Here is a 21,330-nt window from a genome sequence, read left to right on the forward strand (position 1 = left end):
GGCGCGGGCGCGCCTCACCTTCTAGCGTACGGCCGTACGACGGCGACCCCGGCGGTCCGGCCCCGGTCGGGCACCGCGCCGGAGACGGTCGTCGTCCTACCCAGAGTACGTGCAAGGCGGGCCGCGGGTTCCCGGCGGCCGTCCACGCCGACCGTCGCCGGGGTCCGGGCGGCCGGCGCGCCGCCTGCGCGGGCGCGGGCCGGAACGCACCGGCCGGAACGCGCCGTTCAGCTCTTCGTGAGCGCGTCCGCCCCCCGGCTCGCGTTCCGCGACCCGCGGACCTCCCGCGCCTTCGGACGTCCGCCGGACCGGTCCCCCTCCGGCTCCCCGAGGAGCATCCGCCGGACGTCGGCGCGGGCCTGCCGGACCGTCGTGCGGACGGAGGCGAGGGCCTGCCGTGCGGCACGTCCCGCACGGCGCGCGGCCCCGGCGGCGGGCCGCAGCACGGCGTCGCGCACGACGTGCCCCACCGGTGTCAGCACGCTCCGGTACACCCACCGCACCGGCTCCACGAAGATCCACCGGAAGAGGGTCCCCAGGAACCGCCCGACGGCGAGCGAGACGCGTCCGGCGACGCGCCAGGCGTGCCCGAGGGCCTCCCCGGCCTCCCGTGCCACGACGGCGAGGACACGGCCGACGGGCACGAGGATCCAGCGCCACACGGCGAGCGCGGGCAGCACGAACAGGATCCGGACGATCCGGTACAGCACGGTGCCGACACCGGTGACGGCCGTGGTCACCAGCCGCACGATCCCCTTCGCGCACCAGGCGACGGCACGCCCGACCGGCGCGAGGACCCGGGTGTGGAGCCACACCGCGGGCACGACGACGAGGTACCGCGTCAGCCGGGCCAGGCCCGCGTACACGCCGGCCCCGAGCGCGGCGAGCACGGCGCCCACTCCCCCGAGCAGCCATACGACCGCGTGCCCGACGGGCGTCAGGACGCGCGCGTACACCCACAGGAGGGCATGGCCGAGGGGAGTCAGCACATGGCGGTACGACCACACGGAGGGAAGGACGACCAGCACCTTCGCGAGCCAGGCCAGCACCTTGCCGAGGGGCACGAGGACGTACCGCCACAGACCCACGAACGGCCGCACGAGCACCGCCCGCCCCACCCACAGCGACGCCCGCCCCAGCGGCCGGAACACGGCCTCGTGCAGGAACCGCCCGGCGACGACGAGCGCGTCCCACACCATCCGCACCGGCACGACCAGGACGAGCACCACGATCCGCACGGGCATGCGGACCGCCACGACCAGCCACCCCTCGCCCCGGGACGTGTCCCCCCGTGCCGCGGGAGCCGACTTCTCCAGATCCATACCGGCACAGACGCAGCAGCGACCGGTTCGGATCCCACGCCCACAGGCTCGTGCGGTTCATATGCTGAAAAGCCGATCGAAAAAATGAATACCGGGAATCCGAAAAGATCAACCAGCCTTATGTAAAACAATTTTCCCTACGGCCGTTCACTCATTTGCCGCGCATCCAAGTGAAAAGACCCGCCGTTAGTCGCTATATGACGAAGGCAAGCATGCCCGGGCCGCTCGCGCCCGACGGGGGGCCGAGCGGCCCGACTGCCGCCCACGAGCTGTCCGTGGGCCCCTCTTTCCTCGCCGTGGTTCAGCAGTTGGAGTCCGACCTGGCCGGCCTCCGGGTCGAACCGGCCGACGCCCGTCCCGCACGCCGGCCCGACGAGTCCATTGCCACATGAATGACGAACACTTCGACCACCTCTGGCACACCCCCGACTTCCCGTCCCAGAACGAGGGACCGGCCACCGGCCGGCACCGGGCCTCGGCCGTCTACGCCGAGCCCGTGGAACCGGCGGTCCCGCCCTGGGACCCGGCCGAGGAACTCGCCTACCTGCTCCAGGAAGCCCGCGGCGACGAATACGCCAGGGACCAACACGGCAGAACCGTGCCGCACCCCCGCGAGGAAACGCCGGTCACCGCTCCCCCCGCCGGCGGCCCCCTGGGCAACCTGCAGGAGATCACCGCCGAACTGCCGCCCCTGCGCGCCGCCCCCCGCGGCCACCGGAAGCTCGCCCCGCGCCGGCGCCCCGACGCCGTACGGCTCGCCAGCTGCGTCATCGCCGCCCTGGCCGCGGTCACCGTGTCGATGGTGAGCGTCTTCAGCGGTGTGGTCACCTACGAACCGCTGCTCCTCGTCACCACGGCGCACAGCAGCGGCAGTTCATCGGCCTGGTGGCCCGTGCTCGTGTACGGCCCCTGGCTGGCGGGGTCCCTGTCCGTCCTCCGCGCGGCACTGCACCAACGGCGCGCCCTGCACTCGTGGTTCGTCGTCCTGCTGTTCTCGTCCGTCGCGGTCCTGCTCTGCGTCGCCCAGGCGCCCCGCACGATCACCGACACCGCCGCCGCCGCGCTGCCGGGAGTCGCCGCGCTGGCGTGCTTCCAGCAGCTCGTCCGCCAGATCACCCTGACCCGGCCGCCCCGCCGGGCCACCCCCCGCCACCGGTTGCGCCCCTCCGCCGAGCACTCCGCGCCGCTCAGCGCTCCCGGCCGCCGGGAGCGCTTCCGGGACCCGGCCCACCCCTACCGGCGTGAGACGCCGCCCGACCGGCACCCCGGGCAGCGCACCCCGTAGGCCCCGCCCCGGCTGCCGGCGGCACGTCGTGCCGTCGGCAGCGGTCGCGGGCACGACCGGACGTCACTCCCCGGTCAGCCGCTGGACGGCCCTGAGCACCCGGCCCGCTCCGTCCTCGCTCCTCATGCGGTGCGCCGCTCCCGCGGCGGCTCGGGTGTACGCCCCCCCGCCTCACTACCTGGCCGAGCGAGTCGGCGAGCCGCTCGGCGGTGAGGGACCGGAAGGGGATCGGGCCGGTGGCGGCGCCGAGGGCGGCCAGCCGTCCCGCCCAGAAGGGCTGGTCGGCCGTCACCGGCACGGTGACCGCGGGCACGCCGGCGCGCAGCGCGGCGGCCGAGGTGCCGGCCCCGGCGTGGTGCACCAGCGCCGCCAGCCGCGGGAACAGCAGGGCGTGCGGTACGTCCCCGACGGTGAGGACGTCGTCGCCGTCGGCCGCGAGCCCGGCGCTGCCGGCCTGGAGGACGCCGCGCAGCCCCGCGCGGCGCAGGGCCCGCACGGCGATCTCACTCAGCCGTTCCCCGTCACCGGCCGCCATGCTGCCGAAGCCGATGAGGACGGGCCGGGGCCCGGCCCCGAGGAAGTCCTCCAGGTCCGTGGGCAGCCGTTCGGCCGCCCCGTGACGGGGCCACCAGTTGCCCACCACCTCCAGCCCGGAACGCCAGTCGGAGGGGCGCGGCACCAGTGCCGTGCTGAAGCCGTGCAGGACGGGCCAGTCCGCCCGCTCCCCGGACCGGCCGTTCCCGTTCCACCGACCGCCCGCTCACCCGGAGGGGCGGTCATCCGCCTCAGTGCGTGTGACCGCCCGGGGCCGGCGCGGAGTTCTTGACCGTGAGCGGCAGCAGCTTCTTCCCGGTCGGGCCGATCTGGATGGCGGTGTCCATCTGCGGGCACACCCCGCAGTCGAAGCACGGCGTCCAGCGGCAGTCCTCGACCTCCGTCTCGTCGAGGGCGTCCTGCCAGTCCTCCCAGAGCCAGTCCTTGTCGAGGCCGGAGTCGAGGTGGTCCCAGGGCAGGACCTCCTCGTAGGTGCGCTCGCGGGTGGTGTACCAGTCGACGTCCACGCCGAACTGCGCGAGGGCCTTGTCGGCGCAGTCCATCCAGCGGTCGTAGGAGAAGTGCTCGCGCCAGCCGTCGAAGCGGCCGCCGTCCTCGTAGACCGCGCGGATGACCGCGCCGACGCGGCGGTCGCCGCGGGAGAGCAGGCCCTCGACGATGCCGGGCTTGCCGTCGTGGTAACGGAAGCCGATGGAGCGGCCGTACTTCTTGTCGCCGCGGATCTTGTCCCGGAGCTTGGCGAGGCGCTCGTCCGTCTCCTCGGCCGACAGCTGCGGGGCCCACTGGAAGGGGGTGTGCGGCTTGGGGACGAAACCGCCGATGGAGACCGTGCAGCGGATGTCGTTGGAGCCGGAGACCTCGCGGCCCTTGGCGATCACCCGGGTGGCCATGTCGGCGATCTGGAGGACGTCGTCGTCGGTCTCGGTGGGCAGGCCGCACATGAAGTACAGCTTCACCTGGCGCCAGCCGTTGCCGTAGGCGGTGGCGACCGTGCGGATCAGGTCGTCCTCCGAGACCATCTTGTTGATGACCTTGCGGATGCGCTCGGAGCCGCCCTCCGGGGCGAAGGTCAGGCCCGAGCGGCGGCCGTTGCGGGTCAGCTCGTTCGCCAGGTCGATGTTGAAGGCGTCGACGCGGGTGGAGGGGAGCGAGAGGCCGATCTTGTCGTCCTCGTAGCGGTCGGCGAGGCCCTTGGCGATGTCGCCGATCTCCGAGTGGTCGGCGGAGGACAGGGAGAGGAGGCCGACCTCCTCGAAGCCGGTCGCCTTCAGGCCCTTGTCGACCATCTCGCCGATGCCGGTGATCGAGCGCTCGCGCACCGGGCGGGTGATCATGCCGGCCTGGCAGAAGCGGCAGCCGCGGGTGCAGCCGCGGAAGATCTCCACCGACATGCGCTCGTGGACCGTCTCGGCGAGCGGGACGAGGGGCTGCTTGGGGTAGGGCCACTCGTCGAGGTCCATCACCGTGTGCTTCGACACGCGCCACGGGACGCCCGAGCGGTTCGGTACGACACGGGCGATGCGGCCGTCGGGGAGGTACTCGACGTCGTAGAAGCCGGGGACGTACACCCCGCCGGTCCTCGCCAGGCGGAAGAGGAGTTCCTCGCGGCCGCCGGGGCGGCCCTCCTCCTTCCAGGCGCGGATGATCCGGGTGACCTCGAGGACCGCCTGCTCGCCGTCGCCGATGACCGCGCAGTCGATGAAGTCGGCGATCGGCTCGGGGTTGAAGGCGGCGTGGCCGCCGGCCATGACGATCGGGTCGTCGGGGCCGCGGTCCTTGGCCTCCAGCGGGATGCCGGACAGGTCCAGGGCGGTGAGCATGTTGGTGTAGCCGAGCTCGGTGGAGAAGCTCAGGCCGAGCACGTCGAAGGCCTTCACCGGGCGGTGGCTGTCGACCGTGAACTGCGGGACGCCGTGCTCCCGCATCAGCGCCTCGAGGTCCGGCCAGACGCTGTAGGTGCGCTCGGCGAGGACGCCGTCCTGTTCGTTGAGGACCTCGTAGAGGATCATGACGCCCTGGTTGGGCAGTCCGACCTCGTAGGCGTCGGGGTACATGAGCGCCCAGCGGACGTCGCAGCTGTCCCACGGTTTGACCGTGGAGTTGAGCTCTCCGCCGACGTACTGGATCGGCTTCTGCACATGCGGGAGCAGAGCTTCGAGCTGCGGAAACACAGACTTCACAGACTCGGCGGCTTCGGCAGGCATCTCGCGAACCTTCGTGTGCTGACTGGGGGTCCCCCCAGCCGGAGGCTGGGGGCGGGTGACCATTCAGCGTAACGCGGCCGGAGGGTTCACCCCTACGTCGTCCAGGGACGGAGGTCCTCGCCGATCGACGTCCAGGCCTCCGGGAGCGCCGCTTCGGCGATCTCGGCCCGGCGTTCCTCGCGGCCGTGGAGCAGGCCGTAGGTGAAGGTGTCCTCCCCCGCCGCGTGGGCCACGGCGGCCAGCTCGCGCAGGGTCCGGCGGGCCATGACGCTGTCCTGGTGGTCGCCGAGCAGGCCCTGGAGCGACTTCATGGACGCGGTCAGGGCCTTCGCCGGGCCGCCGAGCGCGGGGGTGGCGGCCTCGGCCGCGTACCGGGTGCGCTTGGTCTTCTTGCGGGCCTCGTGCAGGGCGGTGTCGCGGTCGTCGCCGGGCGGGAGGTCGAGGGCCGTGGTGACGAGGCCGGACAGCTTGTCGATGTCCTTGCGCACGGCCTTGGCGAGCACCTTGTCCGGCTTGGCGGCGGCCTTCTCGCGCAGCGGCGGGTCGGCCAGCAGGGCGTCCAGGGTGTCGAGCAGGGCGAGGTGGCGGCGGGAGTCGAGGATGCCGGTGAGGCGGCCGTGGGCTCCGCTGTGGCGGGCCTCGGACCAGGCGGCCAGCCGGTCGCCGACCGGGCCGTGGACGAGGGGGGCGGGCAGGTCGTCCAGGGCCGCTCTCAGGCGTGCGGCGAGCACTTCCTGGTCGCGGTCCAGGCCCAGCTCGCCGGCGAGCCACTTCAGGTCGGCGGCGATCGGGTCGGTGACCTCGCGGTCGAGGACGGCGCGGAAGGTGCGGAAGGTGCTGCGCAGGCGGCGGGTGGCGACCCTCATGCGGTGGACGGAGTCGGGCACGTCCTGGCGTACGGCGGGGTCGAGCTCGACGAGTGCGTCGCGCTGGGCGCGGACGTAGGCGAGGACGTGGTCGCCCGCGGTGACGGGGCTGCCCGCCGGCCGGGGCCGGCGCTTCTGCCGGGGTGCCGCCGCCGGTGCCGTGGCCGGCGGCGGCCGCGTCCCCTCGGGCCGGGCGGCCGCCGTGTCCGGTGCCGTCTCCGCCAGGGCCCTGGCCAGCTTCGACGCGGACTCCGAGGGCCGTGCGCCCGCCTTGCGGAGCTTCTTCTCCACCTTGTCGAGGAAGGCCGGGTCGCCGTCGTCGGCGAGTTCGACCTCGATCTCGGTCCACCGGGCCGTGCCGCCGCCGTCGGTGAGGCGTTCGGCGTGCACGGTGTCGACGCTGACCTCGGCGAGGAGCCGGCCGGCGCGGTCGAGGAGGTGGCGTACGTCGCGGTCGGAGCGCAGTCGGACGACGGGGAGCAGGGCGCGCTCGCGGACGCGGGAGCGGACGAGGCGGGCGAGGCTCTCCGGGAGGTCGTCGGAGAGCGGGGCGCGGATCTCGTCCCGCACTCCGGGGGCGACGGGGAACTTGAGGTGCCAGCCGGCGTCGGATCCGCCGGTGCGGCGGCGCAGGGTGAGGGAGGCGGCGGCCAGACGTGTGTCGGCGGTGTCGTAGTAGGTGGCGTCGAGGTGGGCGACGCCCTTGTCCCGGACGGAGGCGACGCCGGGGACGCCGGTCAGGTCGGGCAGCGCGGTGCCCTCGGACTCGTACTTCCGCTCGATCTCGCGCTTGGTGTCCGCCATGACCTGAATCTAGTCGGCCCGGGTGCGGAGCGGCAGGGGGCCGCTCCGTACCGGTTACGCGGACAGGGGGCGCTGGAGCCGGATGGACTGCAGCAGGCCGACCGCCAGCCACACGGCGAACATCGACGAGCCGCCGTAGGACACGAACGGCAGGGGGAGGCCGGTGACGGGCATGATGCCGAGCGTCATGCCGATGTTCTCGAAGGACTGGAAGGCGAACCAGGCGACGATGCCGGCGGCGACGACGGTGCCGTAGAGGTCGGTGGTGTCGCGGGCGATGCGGCAGGCGCGCCAGAGGATGACCCCGAGCAGGGCGATGATCAGTGCGCCGCCGACGAAGCCGAGTTCCTCGCCGGCGACGGTGAAGACGAAGTCGGTCTGCTGCTCGGGGACGAACTGGCCGGTGGTCTGCGAGCCCTGGAAGAGGCCGGAGCCGGTGAGGCCGCCGGAGCCGATGGCGATGCGGGCCTGGTTGGTGTTGTAGCCGACGCCGGCGGGGTCGAGCTCGGGGTTGGCGAAGGCGGCGAAGCGGTTGATCTGGTACTCGTCGAGCACGCCGAGCTGCCAGACGGTGACCGCGCCGATCGCCCCGGCGCCGAGGAGGCCGAAGACCCACCGGTTGGAGGCGCCGGAGGCGAGGAGCACGCCGAGCACGATGATGACCATGACCATGACCGAGCCGAGGTCGGGCATGAGCATCACGATCAGCATGGGGACGACGGCCAGCCCGAGCGCCTGGAGGACCGTGCGGTGGTCGGGGTAGGGCTTGTCGCCCGCGTCGACCCGGGCGGCGAGCAGCATCGCCATGCCCAGGATGATCGTGATCTTCACGAACTCGGAGGGCTGGAGGGAGAAGCCGCCGGGGAGCTTGATCCAGGAGTGGGCGCCGTTGATCGTGGAGCCCAGCGGGGTGAGCACGAGCAGGATCAGGAAGACCGAGGCGCCGTACAGCAGGGGCACGGCCGTGCGCAGGGCGCGGTGGCCGAGCCAGACGGCGCCGATCATCAGGGCCAGCCCGATGCCGGTGTTGAGCCAGTGGCGGACCAGGAAGTAGTACGGGTCGCCCTGGTTGAGCTCGGTGCGGTTGCGGGTGGCCGAGTAGACCAGGAGCGAGCCGAGCAGGGACAGCACGAGCGCCGACAGCAGTATCGGCCAGTCGAGGCGCCGGGCGAGGGAGTCACGGGCGAAGACCCGGGTCCAGCCCGCCTTCTCGGGGCCGTACCCGGAGACGTGGAAGCTGTTCACGCCGCCGCTCATGCCGCCGTCCTCCGGGTTCCGGTTCCGCCTCGTCCGTGGTGTGCGCGGCGGCGGGGGCGTCCGTCACCCCGGCGTGGCCCGCCGCCCCGTCGTCGCTCGCGGCGCCGGGTGTCGCGGTTCCCGATCTCCGGTGAGGGGACGGTGGCCGCCTGCTGCTGGTCGGCGGTGCCGTCCTGGCCGTCCTGCGGGGTGGTGGCCTGCGCGTCGGGCGAGGGCGAGGTGGTCGCGCGGTCCTTGGCGGGGTCCTTGGAGATCTTCGGGGACTTGATGGTGCCGTCCGTCGTGACCTTCGGGAGGGTCTTCTGGGGCGTGGGCAGCAGCGCCTTCTTCTTGTCGATCTCGCCGTCCTCGGAGACGCCGTACAGCGCGTTGTAGATGTTGCGCACGGCGGGGCCCGAGGCGCCGGACCCGGTACCGCCCTGGGAGATCGTCATGACGATCGAGTAGTCCTCGGTGTACGTGGCGAACCAGGAGGTGGTCTGCTTGCCGTGGACCTCGGCGGTACCGGTCTTGGCGTGCATCGGGATCTCGTCCTGCGGCCAGCCCCCGAACCGCCACGCGGCCGTGCCGCGGGTGGCGACTCCCTCGAGGGCCGCGTCTATCTGGCCGAGGGTCTTCTTCGACATCGGCAGCTTGCCCTGCGCCCGGGGCTCGATCTCCGTGACCGTCTTTCCGTCGGGGCTGATGACGGCCTTGCCTACGGTGGGGTCGTAGAGGGTGCCGCCGTTGGAGAGGGCCGCGTAGATGGTCGCCATCTGGATGGGGGTGACGAGGGTGTCGCCCTGGCCGATGGAGTAGTTGACGGAGTCACCGGCGCGCAGCCGGTTGCCTTCGAGGCAGTTCTCGTAGGCGATGCGCTCGACGTAGCTGCCGTCCTTCTTGCCGGTCTTGCACCAGGCGTCCTTGTTGGCCTCCCAGTAGTCCAGCTTCCACTGGCGGTCGGGGACGCGGCCGGAGACCTCGTTGGGCAGGTCGATGCCGGTCTCCTCGCCGAGGCCGAACTGGTGGGCGGTCTTGTAGAACCAGTCGTCGGGGTTCTTCTTCGGCTTGTTGCCGCCGTCGCGCTTCCACTCCTCGTGGGAGAGGCGGTAGAAGACGGTGTCGCAGGAGACCTCCAGGGCGCGGCCGAGGCTGATCGGGCCGTGGTTCTGGGACTCGAAGTTCTTGAAGACCTGGCCGCCGATGGAGTACGAGCTGGAGCAGTTGTAGGGGCCCTCGAAGGAGTAGCCCGCGTTGATCGCGGCGGCCGTCGGGATGACCTTGAAGATGGAGCCGGGTGCCGACTGGCCCTGGATGGCGCGGTTGAGCAGCGGGTAGTTGGACTTCTTGCCGGTGAGGGCGGCGTAGTCCTTGGCGGAGATGCCGCCGACCCAGGCGTTGGGGTCGTACGTCGGGTTGGAGGCCATGGCGACGACGCGCCCGGTCTTGGCCTCCATGACGATGACGGCTCCGGAGTCGGCCTCGTAGTTGCGGTTGGTGTTGTGGTCGTGCACCTTGCGCGCGGCCTTCATCGCCTCGTTCAGCTCGTACTCGGCGATGCGCTGGACGCGGGCGTCGATGCTGGTGACGAGGTTGGCGCCGGGCTGGGCGGGGTCGGACTGGGCCTTGCCGATGACGCGGCCGAGGTTGTCGACCTCGTAGCGGGTGACGCCGGCCTTGCCGCGCAGCTGCTTGTCGTACTGGCGCTCCAGGCCGGAGCGGCCGACCATGTCGGAGCGCAGGTAGGGCGAGCTGGTGTCCTGCGCCTTCTGGATCTCCTCGTCGGTGACGGGCGAGAGGTAGCCGAGGACCTGGGCGGTGTTGGCCTTGCCGGGGCTCGGGTAGCGGCGCAGGGCCTGGGGTTCGGCGGTGATGCCGGGGAAGTCCTCGGCGCGTTCGCGGATCTGCAGGGCCTGCTTGGGGGTGGCCTCGTCGGTGATGGGGATGGGCTGGTACGGCGAGCCGTTCCAGCAGGGCTGGGGGGTTTCGGCGTCGCAGAGCCGGACCTTCGCCATGACCTCCTCGGAGGTCATGCCGAGGACGTCGGCGAGTTTGGTGAGGACCGCCTTGCCGTCGTCCTTCATCTTCAGGAGGTCGGTGCGGGAGGCCGAGACGACCAGGCGGGTCTCGTTGTCGGCGAGGGGGACGCCGCGCGCGTCCAGGATGGAGCCGCGGACCGCGGGCTGGACGACCTGCTGGACGTGGTTGCCGGAGGCCTCCTTGGCGTACTGGTCGCCCTCGCGGATCTGGAGGTACCACAGGCGTCCGCCGAGGGTGCCGAGGAGGGAGAGGACGAGGACCTGGATGACGACGAGCCGGATCTGGACCCGTGGACTGCGGCCGGTCTCGGGGATGTTGGTCACGCGGCTCGCTCCTCCTCTCCGTGCGTGCACGTGTGTGCGGGTACGAGTGATGAACGGCCGCCCCGCGCCGCGGGGTTCCGTCGTCGCTCGCCCGTTCGAGTGAAGTTCGGCGAGGTCACAGGCGCTTGACCCCCTTGATGCGTCCGGCGCGCGCCACCCGCGCCCGGGCCGCCTTCACCCGCAGGCCGCTGCGCTGTCCGCCGATGCGCAGTCCGGTGCCGCCGGAGAGCCAGCCGGAGGAGACGTCACCGGCCTTGGTGGTGTTGGTCTCGGCGAGCGGGTCGTTCTCGGCGCGCCGGGCCAGGGCCATGACGCCGGGGACGACGAACGGGGCGAGCAGCAGGTCGTACAGCGCGGCGGTGAACAGCAGTCCGCCGAGGCCGACGTGGCGGGCGGCGGTGTCGCCGACGAGGGCGCCGACGCCGGCGTAGAGCAGGGTGGAGCCGAGCGCGGCGGCGACGACCACGACCATGGGGCCGGTGGCCGATTTCACCTGGCCGCTCTCGGGTTTGACGAGCCCGGCGAGGTAGCCGATGACGCACAGCACGAGGGCGTAGCGGCCGGCGGCGTGGTCGGCGGGCGGGGCGAGGTCGGCGAGCAGTCCGGCGGCGAAGCCGACGAGGGCGCCGCCGACGTGGCCGTAGACCAGGGCGAGGCCGAGGACGGTGAGCAGCAGCAGGTCGGGGACGGCGCCCGGGAGGTGGAGCCGGGCGAGGACGCTCACCTGGAGCACCAGGGCGACGACGATCAGCGAGCTGGAGAGCAGGATCCGGTTGACGCGCATGGGGTGACAGCTCCTACTGCTCTTGCTGGTACTGGCCGTCGGCGGGGGCGGAGGGCGTGACGGTCACCGTCACGGTCGGCGTGGGCTTCGGCTCGGACTTCTCGGGCAGCACCGTGTCGCGCGGGTCCTTCTCGGGGGCCTTCACGACGACGCCGACGACGTCGAGCTTGCTGAAACTGACGAACGGGGTGACCGAGAGGGTGCGGGTGAGGCCGCCGCCGGAGGGGTCGACGCGGGAGACGACGCCGACGGGGACGCCGGGCACGAACGGCTTGTCGGCCTGCGACCCGAAGGTGACCAGGCGGTCGCCCTTCTCGACCTCGGCCTTGCCGTTGAGGAGTTCGACGCGCAGCGGGCGGTCGCCCTGGCCGGAGGCGAAGCCGAGTTCGTCGGTGGCCTCCATGCGGGTGCCGACGGTGAAGTCGGGGTCGCTGGCGAGCAGCACGGTGGCGGTGTTCGGCCCCACGGTGGTGACGCGGCCGACGAGTCCGTCGCCGTTGAGGACGGTCATGTCGCGCTCGATGCCGTCGTTGGCGCCGACGTCGATGGTGATGGTCCAGGAGAAGCCCTGGGCGGCTCCTATGGCGATGACCTGGGCGCCCTTGATGCCGTACTGGCCCTGTCCGGCGATCTTCAGCATCCTGTCGAGCTGCCGCAGCCGGCTGTGGTTGCGGTCGTCGCTGCCGAGTTCGGCCTTGAGCGCGGCGTTCTCCCGCTCGAGTTCGGCGAGCCGGTCGTGCCGGTCGCCGGACTCGCGGATCGCGGAGACCGCGTTGCCGATCGGGTCGACCGCGCCCGACACCCCGTTCTCGATGGGGCCGAAGACCGTCGCCGCGGCCTGCCGGGCACCGTCGACCGGTGAGTCCTCCCCGCCGCGGATGTCCACCGTGATCAGCGCGAACGCGATGGCGATCAGCAGCACCAGGAGCAGCCGGCTCTCTCGTGTGTCCCTCACGTGCGGCGGCCGTGCCTTCCTCGTCGAGAACGGGTATGGGATGTCGTTTTGTTCAGATGTGCGGGGGCGTCAGACGGGAACTCGTGCCTCTATATCAGCGATCCGCCGTACGGAATGAATCGTCCCGTACGGCGGAATCGAGGAGTCGTGTCATCTGCGCGGCTGGGCGTCCAGCACCTGCTGGAGCGCCTCGAACTCCTCGACGCACTTGCCGGAGCCGAGCGCCACGCTGTCCAGCGGGTCCTCGGCGATGTGGATCGGCATGCCCGTCTCCCGGCGCAGCCGCTCGTCCAGACCGCGCAGCAGCGCTCCGCCGCCGGTGAGGACGATGCCCCGGTCCATGATGTCGCCGGACAGCTCCGGCGGGCACTTGTCGAGGGTCGTCTTGACGGCGTCGACGATGGCGTTGACGGGTTCCTCGATCGCCTTGCGCACCTCCGCGGCGGAGATGACCACCGTCTTGGGCAGTCCGGAGACGAGGTCCCGGCCACGGATCTCGGTGTGCTCGTCGGTGTCCAGGTCGTACGCCGAACCGATCGTGATCTTGATCTGTTCGGCCGTCCGCTCGCCCAGCAGGAGGGAGTACTCCTTCTTGATGTGCTGGATGATCGCGTTGTCCAGCTCGTCGCCCGCGACGCGGATGGACTGGGCGGTGACGATGCCGCCGAGGGAGATGACCGCGACCTCCGTGGTGCCGCCGCCGATGTCCACCACCATGTTGCCGGTGGCCTCGTGGACCGGCAGGCCGGAGCCGATGGCGGCGGCCATGGGCTCCTCGATGATGTGCACCTGGCGGGCACCGGCCTGGGACGACGCCTCGATGACGGCGCGGCGCTCGACGCCGGTGATGCCCGAGGGCACACAGACGACGACCCGCGGACGGGCCAGGTACCTCCGCTTGTGGATCTTCAGGATGAAGTAGCGGAGCATCCGCTCGGTGATCTCGAAGTCGGCGATGACGCCGTCCTTCAGCGGACGCACGGCGACGATGTTGCCGGGCGTGCGCCCGATCATCTTCTTCGCCTCGGAGCCGACCGCGAGGATCCCCCCGGTGTTGGTGTTGATCGCGACCACGGACGGCTCGTTGAGCACGATCCCACGACCCCTGACGTACACCAGCGTGTTGGCGGTCCCGAGGTCGACAGCCATGTCACGGCCGATGAACGACATTGAGTTCCCCATCAGGATTCGTCTGGCCTCCCCACGAGCTTTTGAGGGCTTTTCAGGTCGGCGAGGTGGGTGCGGTGACGTGAAGGCTTCCATCGTAGACGCGCCTTCGCGAACACTGCGCGAGGGTCTTCGCCATTGTCATCCGATGGCGCACCCCCCTGCTTGTGGAGACGGGCCATCGGGGGCATCCGTTCCCCCGAACGCCGTGCATATGCCAAAAAAGGGTCCGGGGGCAAAACCCCCAGACCCACCGACAGGCCGCCAAGGCGGACCGAGGAGGCCGTGCGCGGCCGCGACGCGATCGTTATGCGCCGCCGTCGCGCCCCGCCGTCACGCGCGGCCCGGGAAGAAGATCTTCACCTCGCGCTCGGCGGACTCCTCGGAGTCGGAGGCGTGGATCAGGTTCTCCCGGACGATCACGCCGTAGTCCCCGCGGATCGAACCCGGGGCCGCGGCGATCGGGTCGGTGGGACCGGCCAGTTGGCGCAGCCCCTCGATGACCCGCTCACCCTCGACGATCATCGCCACGACCGGCCCGGAGGCCATGAACTCCACCAGCGGCTCGTAGAACGGCTTGCCCTTGTGCTCGCCGTAGTGCTGCTCCAGCGTGTCCTGGTCCAGGGTGCGCAGCTCCAGCGCGGTGATCCGCCAGCCGGCCTTGCGCTCGATACGGCTGATGATCTCGCCGGTCAGGCCGCGCCGGACGGCGTCGGGCTTGAGGAGGACGAGGGTGCGCTGGGTCACGACGGAGCTCCTTGTGCGTCAAGGTGTGTCAAGTTGTGCGGGGTGATGAGGTTACCGGGCGTGTCGGGGCATCCGTCACGCAGTGTCAGGCCGGCCGGCCTGAGCGGCGAACCGGGCCTTCGCCTCGTCCACCTTCCGCCCGAAATGCACCGAGGCCCACCACAGGCCCGCGAACACCGCGCCCAGGAAGAACATCATCGGGACGAAGAAGCCGGAGGCGACGAGGACGATCTGCAGCGCCCAGCCGAGGGCCACGCCACCGGGCCGGGTGACCATCCCGCACAGGGCCACGCACAGGAACATGGCGATGCCGCACACGGTCCACACGGTGCCCGTGGACAGGTCCGGGTCCTTCATCGCGACCAGTCCGGCGAAGCCGACGATGAAGAACTCGCCGATCAGGGTCGAAGCGCAGAGCGTACGCACGTTTCTCAGCCCCTCCCCAGGAGCAGTCGGGCCTCGCCGACGGTGATGACGGAACCGGTGACGAGCACACCGCCGCCCGCGAACTCGCCCTCCTCCTCGGCCAGCGTGATCGCGGCCTCCAGGGCGTCGGGCAGCCGGGGCTCGACCTGGACGCGGTCCTCGCCGAACACCTCGACGGCGATTCCCGCCAACTCGTCGACGTCCATCGCGCGGTGGCTGGAGTTCTGGGTGACGACGACCTCGGCGAAGACCGGTTCGAACGCCTCGAGCAGCCCGCGCACGTTCTTGTCGCCGCTCGCGCCGACGACGCCGACGAGCCGGCTGAACTGGAACGCCTCCCCGATCGCCTCGGCCGTCACCTGCGCGCCCGCCGGGTTGTGGGCGGCGTCCAGCACGACGGTCGGCGACCGGCGCACGACCTCGAGCCGGCCCGGTGAGGCGACGGCGGCGAAGGCCTTGCGCACGGTGTCGAGGTCGAGCGGTTCGGCCCGCTGGGCGCCGACGCCGAAGAACGCCTCCACGGCGGCGAGCGCCACGGCCGCGTTGTGCGCCTGGTGGGCGCCGTGCAGCGGCAGGTACACCTCGGGGTACTCGCCGCCCAGTCCGCGCAGGGTGACCAGCTGGCCGCCGACGGCGACCTGCCGGTCGACGACGCCGAACTCCAGCCCCTCCCGGGCCACGGTCGCGTCCGCCTCGACGGCCTTCTTCAGCAGCACCTGCGCCGCGTCCACCGGCTGCTGGGCCATGATCACCGTGGCGTCGCGCTTGATGATGCCGGCCTTCTCGCCGGCGATCTCGGCGGGCGTGGTGCCGAGCCGGTCGGTGTGGTCGAGGGAGATGGGCGTCACCACGGCGACGCTCCCGTCGATCACGTTCGTCGCGTCCCAGCTGCCCCCCATGCCGACCTCGACGACCGCCACGTCCACGGGCGCGTCGGCGAAGGCGGCGTACGCCATGCCGGTGAGCACCTCGAAGAACGACAGCCGGTACTCCTGCTGCGCGTCGACCATCTCGACGTACGGCGCGATGTCCCGGTACGTCTCGATGAACCGCTCGGCGGAGATCGGCGCCCCGTCGAGACTGATCCGCTCGGTGACCGACTGGACGTGCGGCGAGGTGTACCGCCCGGTGCGCAGCTCGAAGGCGCCGAGCAGGGCCTCGATCATGCGGGCGGTGGAGGTCTTGCCGTTGGTGCCGGTGATGTGGATGGAGGGGTACGAGCGCTGCGGCTCGCCCAGCACGTCCATCAGCGCGGAGATGCGGCTGACCGACGGCTCCAGCTTGGTCTCGCCCCAGCGGGTGGCGAGCTCCGCCTCGACCTCGCGCAGGGCCCTGTCGACCTCGGGGTCCTCCGGCCGCGCGGGCACGTCGGCCTGCGGCGGCCCGCCCTGCGTGCGCAGGGTGCGGCTGCCGGCCTCGATCACCGCGAGGTCGGGGTCGCGGCGGGTCTCCTCCTCGACGAGCTCCGCGAACTCGTCAAAGGTGTCGTCCGGGTCGGGACCTGCTGATTCTGGGCGCTCGCTCACGGTCCCCAGTCTACGGAGCGGCCCGGACGGTGCCCGGCAGACCCCGGGTCCCGCGTCAGCCGAGCCATCTGCGCATCCCCAGCCGGCCCCACAGGACGCTGGCGGCGAAGGACAGCGCGGCGGCGGCCGCCGCCGTCACGGCGAGCGCCACGGGCGCCCAGGACCCGTGCGGCAGTCCCTGCGCCACGGGCCTGACCAGCAGCACCACGAACAGCAGGTGCACCAGGTACGTCCCGAACGACGCGTCCGACAGCCGCCCCAGCACCGTCCGCGCCCCCTCCGGCACCCGCACCCTGCCCACCGCACCGAGCGCGCAGAAGGTCAGCGCGGCCACCACCGCGCTCCCGTACGCGGCGGGGTGCCGCACGGTGAGCTGGTACAGGGCGAGGGCGACGAGCGCGCCCGCCGCGCCCGCGAGCCACAGCGGGCGCGGACCGAGCCGCCGGGCGGTGAGCAGGGCGGCGCCCGCCACCGCGTAGCCCAGCGAGGACAGCGACACGCTCCAGTCCCAGGCGGGCAGCGGCAGCCCGGTGAGGGTCCGCGCGTCCCCGGTGACCGCCGGCGCGGCGGCGAACGCGGCGAGCAGCAGCAGCGACCAGCGGGGCATGGCGCGCTGCTTGAGGACGAGCACGGCGACGCCGAGGAGCAGCAGGAGCGGTACGTAGGTGTAGAGGTACCAGAGGTGGAAGGCGGCCTCCACGGAGCCGAAGAGGGCCCGCAGCGCCTCCCCGGCCCCGCCGTCCGGGGGCGGCCCGGACACGTGCTGCCAGAGGAGGTAGACCGCCGTCCACACCGCCATCGGACGCAGGATCCGGCCGAGCCGGGCGAGGAGCCGGCCCTCGTCGCGCACCGGTGAGCCGACGAGGGCGGCCCAGCCGGCCATCGCGAAGAACGCGGGCACGGCGAACCGGCCGGCCGAGTCGCCGAGGACCCCGGTCGTGCGGTGGCCCGCGTCGAGGAACTCGGCGGAGGCGTGCACCAGCACGACGGCGGCGGTGCAGACGACGCGCAGGAGGTCGATGTCGTACCGCCGGTCCCGGCCGGGTCCGCCCCGCGCGGTCGGTCCGCCCCGCGCGGTCGGTTCGGCGGGCAGCACGGCGACGGGGGGCGCGGTTCGGGGCATCGTGGGGGGTGCTCCTGACGGCGTGGGGCTGTTCGGTCCGGTGATGGGCGAAGCCGCAGGCTCTCGTCGGCGGGTTACGGGACGTCCACCACGACGTGAACGGCCCCCTGCCGGAGTCGGGAGGACTCCGGCAGGGGGCCGCGGACGGTCCGTGTCGGCCGCCAGGCGCCGGGCAGGCGGTGTCAGGCGCCGGGCAGGCGGTCCAGCTGGGTCTGGACGCGGGTGATGTCCTCCTCCGCCTTCGCCAGCCGCGTGCGGATCTTCTCCACCACGTGGTCCGGCGCCTTCGCCAGGAACGCCTCGTTGCCGAGCTTGGCCGTGGCCTGGGCCTTCTCCTTCTCGGCGGCGGCGAGGTCCTTGGCGAGCCGCTTGCGCTCGGCGGCCACGTCGATCACGCCGGACAGGTCCAGCGCGACCTCGACCCCGGCGACCGGCAGGGTCGCCGTCGCGGTGAAGGAGTCGCCCTCCGGCTGGAGGCGCAGCAGCTGCCGGATGGCGGGCTCGTGCGCGGCGAGCGCCGTGCCGTCGAGGGTCAGCCGGGCCGGGACCCGCTGGCCGGGCTGCAGCCCCTGGTCGGCGCGGAACCGGCGGACCTCGGTGATGACCGACCGGAGCGTCTCGATCTCCCGCTCGGCGTCGGCGTCCCGGAAGCCGCCGTCCTTCGGCCACTCCGCGATGACGACCGACTCGCCGCCCGTGAGCGTCGTCCACAGCGTCTCGGTGACGAAGGGGACGACCGGGTGGAGGAGCCTGAGCGTGACGTCGAGGACCTCGCCGAGGACGCGCTTGCTGACCTCGGCCGGCTCGCCGCCCGCCTGGAAGGTGGTCTTGGACAGCTCGACGTACCAGTCGAAGACCTCGTCCCAGGCGAAGTGGAACAGCGCGTCCGACAGCTTGGCGAACTGGAAGTCGTCGTAGTACGCGTCGACTTCGGCGACCACCGAGTTCAGCCGGGACAGGATCCAGCGGTCGGTCGGCGACATCCTCGACGCGTCCGGCAGCGGGCCCTCGACCGTGGCGCCGTTCATCAGAGCGAAGCGGGTCGCGTTCCAGATCTTGTTGGCGAAGTTGCGCGAGCCCTGGACCCAGTCCTCGCCGATCGGCACGTCGACGCCCGGGTTGGCACCGCGCGCGAGGGTGAAGCGCAGGGCGTCGGAGCCGTACTTGTCCATCCAGTCCAGCGGGTTGACCGCGTTGCCGAAGGACTTCGACATCTTCTTGCCGAACTGGTCGCGGACCATGCCGTGCAGGGCGATGGTGTGGAACGGCGGGGTGCCGTCCATCGCGTACAGGCCGAACATCATCATCCGGGCGACCCAGAAGAAGAGGATGTCGTAGCCGGTGACCAGGACGGAGTTCGGGTAGAACTTCGCGAGCGACTCGGTCCGTTCGGGCCAGCCGAGGGTCGAGAACGGCCACAGGCCGGAGGAGAACCAGGTGTCGAGGACGTCCGTGTCCTGGTGCCAGCCCTCGCCGCTCGGCGGCTCCTCGTCCGGACCGACGCAGACGACCTCGCCGTTCGGTCCGTACCAGACCGGGATGCGGTGGCCCCACCACAGCTGGCGCGAGATGCACCAGTCGTGGAGGTTGTCGACCCAGTCGAAGTACCGCTTCTCCATCTCCTGCGGGTGGATCTTGACCCGGCCGTCGCGGACCGCGTCACCGGCGGCCTCGGCGAGCGGGCCGACCTTGACCCACCACTGCATGGACAGGCGCGGCTCGATGGTGGTCTTGCAGCGCGAGCAGTGGCCCACGCTGTGGACGTAGGGCCGCTTCTCGGCGACGATCCGGCCCTCGGCGCGCAGCGCGGCGACGATGGCGGAACGGGCCTCCAGCCGGTCCAGGCCCTGGAAGGGGCCGTGCGCGGTGATGACGGCGTGCTCGTCCATCACGGCGATGGCGGGCAGGCCGTGCCGCTGGCCGATCTCGAAGTCGTTCGGGTCGTGGGCGGGCGTCACCTTGACGGCGCCGGTGCCGAACTCGGGGTCGACGTGCTCGTCCGCGACGACCGGGATCGACCGGTCGGTCAGCGGCAGCTTGATGAGCTTGCCGACGAGGTGCCGGTAGCGCTCGTCGTCCGGGTGGACGGCGACCGCCGTGTCACCGAGCATCGTCTCGGCGCGGGTGGTGGCGACGACGATGGTGTCGTCCCCGTCGCCGTACTTCATGGAGACGAGCTCGCCGTCGTCCTCCTGGTACTCGACCTCGATGTCGGAGATGGCGGTCAGGCACCGGGGGCACCAGTTGATGATGCGCTCGGCGCGGTAGATCAGCTCGTCGTCGTAGAGCCGCTTGAAGATGGTCTGGACGGCCTGGGACAGGCCCTCGTCCATCGTGAAGCGCTCGCGCGACCAGGCGACGCCGTCGCCGAGGCGGCGCATCTGCCCGCTGATCTGCCCGCCGGACTCGCCCTTCCACCGCCAGACGCGCTCGACGAACGCCTCACGGCCGAGGTCGTGCCGGGACTTGCCCTCCTTGGCGAGCTCCCGCTCGACGACGTTCTGGGTGGCGATGCCGGCGTGGTCCATGCCCGGCTGCCACAGCGTCTCGAAGCCCTGCATGCGCTTGCGGCGCGTGAGCGCGTCGATGAGCGTGTGCTCGAAGGCGTGCCCGAGGTGCAGGCTGCCGGTGACGTTCGGCGGCGGGATGACGATGGTGTAGGGCGGCTTGTCGCTCTTCTCGTCCGCCTCGAAGTAACCGCGCTCTACCCAGCGCTCGTACAGCGGCCCCTCTACGTCGGCCGGCGCGTACTGGGTCGGCAGTTCGGTCGTGGGCGCTGGTTGCGGCTGCTGAGTGTTCTCGGTCACGAGGGTCAGTTTAGAGGTGTCACGACCCAGTCCCGAAACGCGATTCCTTTGTAACGGTGCGGCCCCCGATGGCCTGGACACATCCCTCCTGAGTCAGGATGTCAGCAGCGGATAAGCATCTGGAGGGGGAACCCAGCGATGAGCCACAACCAGCCGGGCCCGTACGGCGGGCAGCCCCAGCAGCCCGGGCCGTACGGCCAGCCGGGTCCTCACGGCCAGCCCGGGCCGTACGGCCAGCCGCCGCAGGCTCCGCAGCCCGGCTACGGCTACCCCCAGCAGGCTCCCCCGCCCGGCCAGCCCGGCTACGGCTACCCGCAGCAGCCCGGCCAGCCCGGCGTCCCGCCCCAGCAGCCCCCCTACGGCCAGGCCCCGTACGGCATGCCGCCCCAGCCCCCGGCACCGGGCGGCGGTGGCGGCAAGAAGGCCGGGATCATCGTCGGCGCGGTGGCCGTCGTGGCGGCCATCGGCGTGGGCGCCTACTTCGTCCTCGGCGGGGGCGGCGGCGCGGGCGGCCTGGAGGACGACGGGCCGCACAAGCTGTCGGCGCCGGAGAAGGTGCTGGACGAGTACACGCGGGTCGGCGAGGGCGGTGAGGACTCGAGCTCGAGCACCGTGGAGGACCTGGCGGAGGGCGGCATCAAGAACGGCAAGTCCGTCGGTGCCTCCTACTCGACGGCCGACTTCGGCGACTACGACCCGCAGGACCCCTCCACGCTCCCCGACCAGGCCGAGCTCCTGCAGGCCAAGGGCGTCACGTTCTTCGGTGCCTACGGGGAGATCGAGGACCCCGAGGCGGCGGTGGACAAGATCTTCGCGTCCCTCAAGAAGGAGACCGGCAAGGGCTCGGGCGACGGGCTCATGAGCGAGCTGGTCGGCGAGCCGGAGCCGGTCGACCTCGACGGCGCGGTGATGAAGTGCCAGTCGGGCAAGGGCACCAACGACCTCACCCAGAAGCCGACCACCAACTGGTTCTGCGTCTGGGGGGACTACAGCACCATCGCCGTCGTCTCCCCCGGTGACAACACCAAGGACATCACCAAGGACGCCGCGGCGGACATCACCACGAAGCTCCGCGAGCAGGTCCGCGTCGAGGCATGACGCCGGCGCGCACGACGACACCCCGATGTTCCGCGCCCGGCGTCGCCGGGACAGGATGTCGG

16 protein-coding genes and 1 pseudogene are annotated in these 21,330 nt (G+C 71.8%); 3 read left to right on the forward strand and 14 right to left on the reverse strand.

Annotated elements, in window-relative coordinates; all coding sequences use genetic code 11:
- Positions 1-227: 227 nt before the first annotated feature.
- The gene (locus FHS37_RS04130) at positions 228-1,322 is read right to left on the reverse strand and encodes a phosphatidylglycerol lysyltransferase domain-containing protein (protein WP_184817617.1); all 1,095 of its coding nucleotides are present in this window, start codon (positions 1,320-1,322) and stop codon (positions 228-230) included.
- Between the two features lie 197 nt (positions 1,323-1,519).
- Here FHS37_RS04130 and FHS37_RS04135 point away from each other — a divergent pair, with 197 nt between their 5' ends.
- Positions 1,520-1,714 carry a hypothetical protein gene (locus FHS37_RS04135; RefSeq protein WP_184817618.1) on the forward strand — a complete coding sequence of 65 codons (195 nt, stop codon included), beginning with the start codon at positions 1,520-1,522 and terminating at the stop codon, positions 1,712-1,714.
- Positions 1,711-2,607 (forward strand): DUF2637 domain-containing protein, encoded by an 897-nt coding sequence (locus tag FHS37_RS04140; RefSeq protein ID WP_184817619.1) that lies wholly within the window; start codon positions 1,711-1,713, stop codon positions 2,605-2,607. The genes FHS37_RS04135 and FHS37_RS04140 overlap by 4 nt, the downstream gene beginning before the upstream one ends.
- Before the next feature lie 63 nt (positions 2,608-2,670).
- On the opposite strand, the pseudogene FHS37_RS04145 reads toward FHS37_RS04140, so the two are convergent.
- The 13 genes and pseudogenes from FHS37_RS04145 to FHS37_RS04205 form a co-directional block, all read right to left on the reverse strand.
- A pseudogene (locus tag FHS37_RS04145) lies at positions 2,671-3,340 on the reverse strand (glycosyltransferase); the annotation flags it as partial.
- A gap of 52 nt (positions 3,341-3,392) precedes the next feature.
- On the reverse strand, positions 3,393-5,366 hold the full coding sequence (locus FHS37_RS04150) for a TIGR03960 family B12-binding radical SAM protein (protein WP_184817620.1): 1,974 nt from the start codon (positions 5,364-5,366) through the stop codon (positions 3,393-3,395).
- Positions 5,367-5,458: 92 nt separating this feature from the next.
- Complete coding sequence (locus FHS37_RS04155; RefSeq protein WP_184817621.1) at positions 5,459-7,036, reverse strand: CYTH and CHAD domain-containing protein; 1,578 nt, start codon at positions 7,034-7,036, stop codon at positions 5,459-5,461.
- Between the two features lie 54 nt (positions 7,037-7,090).
- Complete coding sequence (rodA, locus tag FHS37_RS04160) at positions 7,091-8,293, reverse strand: rod shape-determining protein RodA (RefSeq protein WP_184817622.1); 1,203 nt, start codon at positions 8,291-8,293, stop codon at positions 7,091-7,093.
- Positions 8,290-10,635 (reverse strand): penicillin-binding protein 2, encoded by a 2,346-nt coding sequence (gene mrdA / locus FHS37_RS04165; protein ID WP_184817623.1) that lies wholly within the window; start codon positions 10,633-10,635, stop codon positions 8,290-8,292. Before mrdA ends, rodA begins: the two co-directional genes overlap by 4 nt.
- Before the next feature lie 115 nt (positions 10,636-10,750).
- Positions 10,751-11,419 (reverse strand): rod shape-determining protein MreD, encoded by a 669-nt coding sequence (gene mreD / locus FHS37_RS04170; RefSeq protein WP_184817624.1) that lies wholly within the window; start codon positions 11,417-11,419, stop codon positions 10,751-10,753.
- A gap of 13 nt (positions 11,420-11,432) precedes the next feature.
- On the reverse strand, positions 11,433-12,374 hold the full coding sequence (mreC, locus tag FHS37_RS04175; RefSeq protein ID WP_184817625.1) for a rod shape-determining protein MreC: 942 nt from the start codon (positions 12,372-12,374) through the stop codon (positions 11,433-11,435).
- Between the two features lie 150 nt (positions 12,375-12,524).
- Positions 12,525-13,544 (reverse strand): rod shape-determining protein, encoded by a 1,020-nt coding sequence (locus FHS37_RS04180; protein WP_184817719.1) that lies wholly within the window; start codon positions 13,542-13,544, stop codon positions 12,525-12,527.
- A gap of 330 nt (positions 13,545-13,874) precedes the next feature.
- Positions 13,875-14,288 (reverse strand): nucleoside-diphosphate kinase, encoded by a 414-nt coding sequence (gene ndk / locus FHS37_RS04185; RefSeq protein WP_184817626.1) that lies wholly within the window; start codon positions 14,286-14,288, stop codon positions 13,875-13,877.
- Positions 14,289-14,363: 75 nt separating this feature from the next.
- Positions 14,364-14,714: a DUF4233 domain-containing protein gene (locus FHS37_RS04190; RefSeq protein ID WP_184817627.1), complete on the reverse strand. Its 351-nt coding sequence runs from the start codon at positions 14,712-14,714 to the stop codon at positions 14,364-14,366.
- Positions 14,715-14,719: 5 nt separating this feature from the next.
- The gene (folC, locus tag FHS37_RS04195; protein WP_184817628.1) at positions 14,720-16,240 is read right to left on the reverse strand and encodes a bifunctional tetrahydrofolate synthase/dihydrofolate synthase; all 1,521 of its coding nucleotides are present in this window, start codon (positions 16,238-16,240) and stop codon (positions 14,720-14,722) included.
- 55 nt (positions 16,241-16,295) lie between these two features.
- Complete coding sequence (locus tag FHS37_RS04200; RefSeq protein WP_184817629.1) at positions 16,296-17,363, reverse strand: acyltransferase; 1,068 nt, start codon at positions 17,361-17,363, stop codon at positions 16,296-16,298.
- Between the two features lie 182 nt (positions 17,364-17,545).
- Positions 17,546-20,170, reverse strand: a complete 2,625-nt coding sequence (locus FHS37_RS04205; RefSeq protein WP_184817630.1) for a valine--tRNA ligase — start codon at positions 20,168-20,170, stop codon at positions 17,546-17,548.
- 138 nt (positions 20,171-20,308) lie between these two features.
- On the opposite strand from FHS37_RS04205, the gene FHS37_RS04210 reads away from it, so the two are divergent.
- On the forward strand, positions 20,309-21,268 hold the full coding sequence (locus FHS37_RS04210) for a hypothetical protein (RefSeq protein WP_184817631.1): 960 nt from the start codon (positions 20,309-20,311) through the stop codon (positions 21,266-21,268).
- Positions 21,269-21,330: the final 62 nt, after the last annotated feature.

The organism is Streptomyces griseomycini, assembly GCF_014203535.1.
Lineage (GTDB): Bacteria > Actinomycetota > Actinomycetes > Streptomycetales > Streptomycetaceae > Streptomyces > Streptomyces griseomycini.

Coding starts and splice junctions, on each gene's coding strand:
- FHS37_RS04130 (WP_184817617.1), bottom strand. CDS start 1,322: ATGGATCTGGAGAAGTCGGCTCCCGCGGCACGGGGGGACACGTCCCGG.
- FHS37_RS04135 (WP_184817618.1), top strand. CDS start 1,520: ATGACGAAGGCAAGCATGCCCGGGCCGCTCGCGCCCGACGGGGGGCCG.
- FHS37_RS04140 (WP_184817619.1), top strand. CDS start 1,711: ATGAATGACGAACACTTCGACCACCTCTGGCACACCCCCGACTTCCCG.
- FHS37_RS04150 (WP_184817620.1), bottom strand. CDS start 5,366: ATGCCTGCCGAAGCCGCCGAGTCTGTGAAGTCTGTGTTTCCGCAGCTC.
- FHS37_RS04155 (WP_184817621.1), bottom strand. CDS start 7,036: ATGGCGGACACCAAGCGCGAGATCGAGCGGAAGTACGAGTCCGAGGGC.
- rodA (WP_184817622.1), bottom strand. CDS start 8,293: ATGAGCGGCGGCGTGAACAGCTTCCACGTCTCCGGGTACGGCCCCGAG.
- mreD (WP_184817624.1), bottom strand. CDS start 11,419: ATGCGCGTCAACCGGATCCTGCTCTCCAGCTCGCTGATCGTCGTCGCC.
- FHS37_RS04180 (WP_184817719.1), bottom strand. CDS start 13,544: ATGTCGTTCATCGGCCGTGACATGGCTGTCGACCTCGGGACCGCCAAC.
- FHS37_RS04200 (WP_184817629.1), bottom strand. CDS start 17,363: ATGCCCCGAACCGCGCCCCCCGTCGCCGTGCTGCCCGCCGAACCGACC.
- FHS37_RS04210 (WP_184817631.1), top strand. CDS start 20,309: ATGAGCCACAACCAGCCGGGCCCGTACGGCGGGCAGCCCCAGCAGCCC.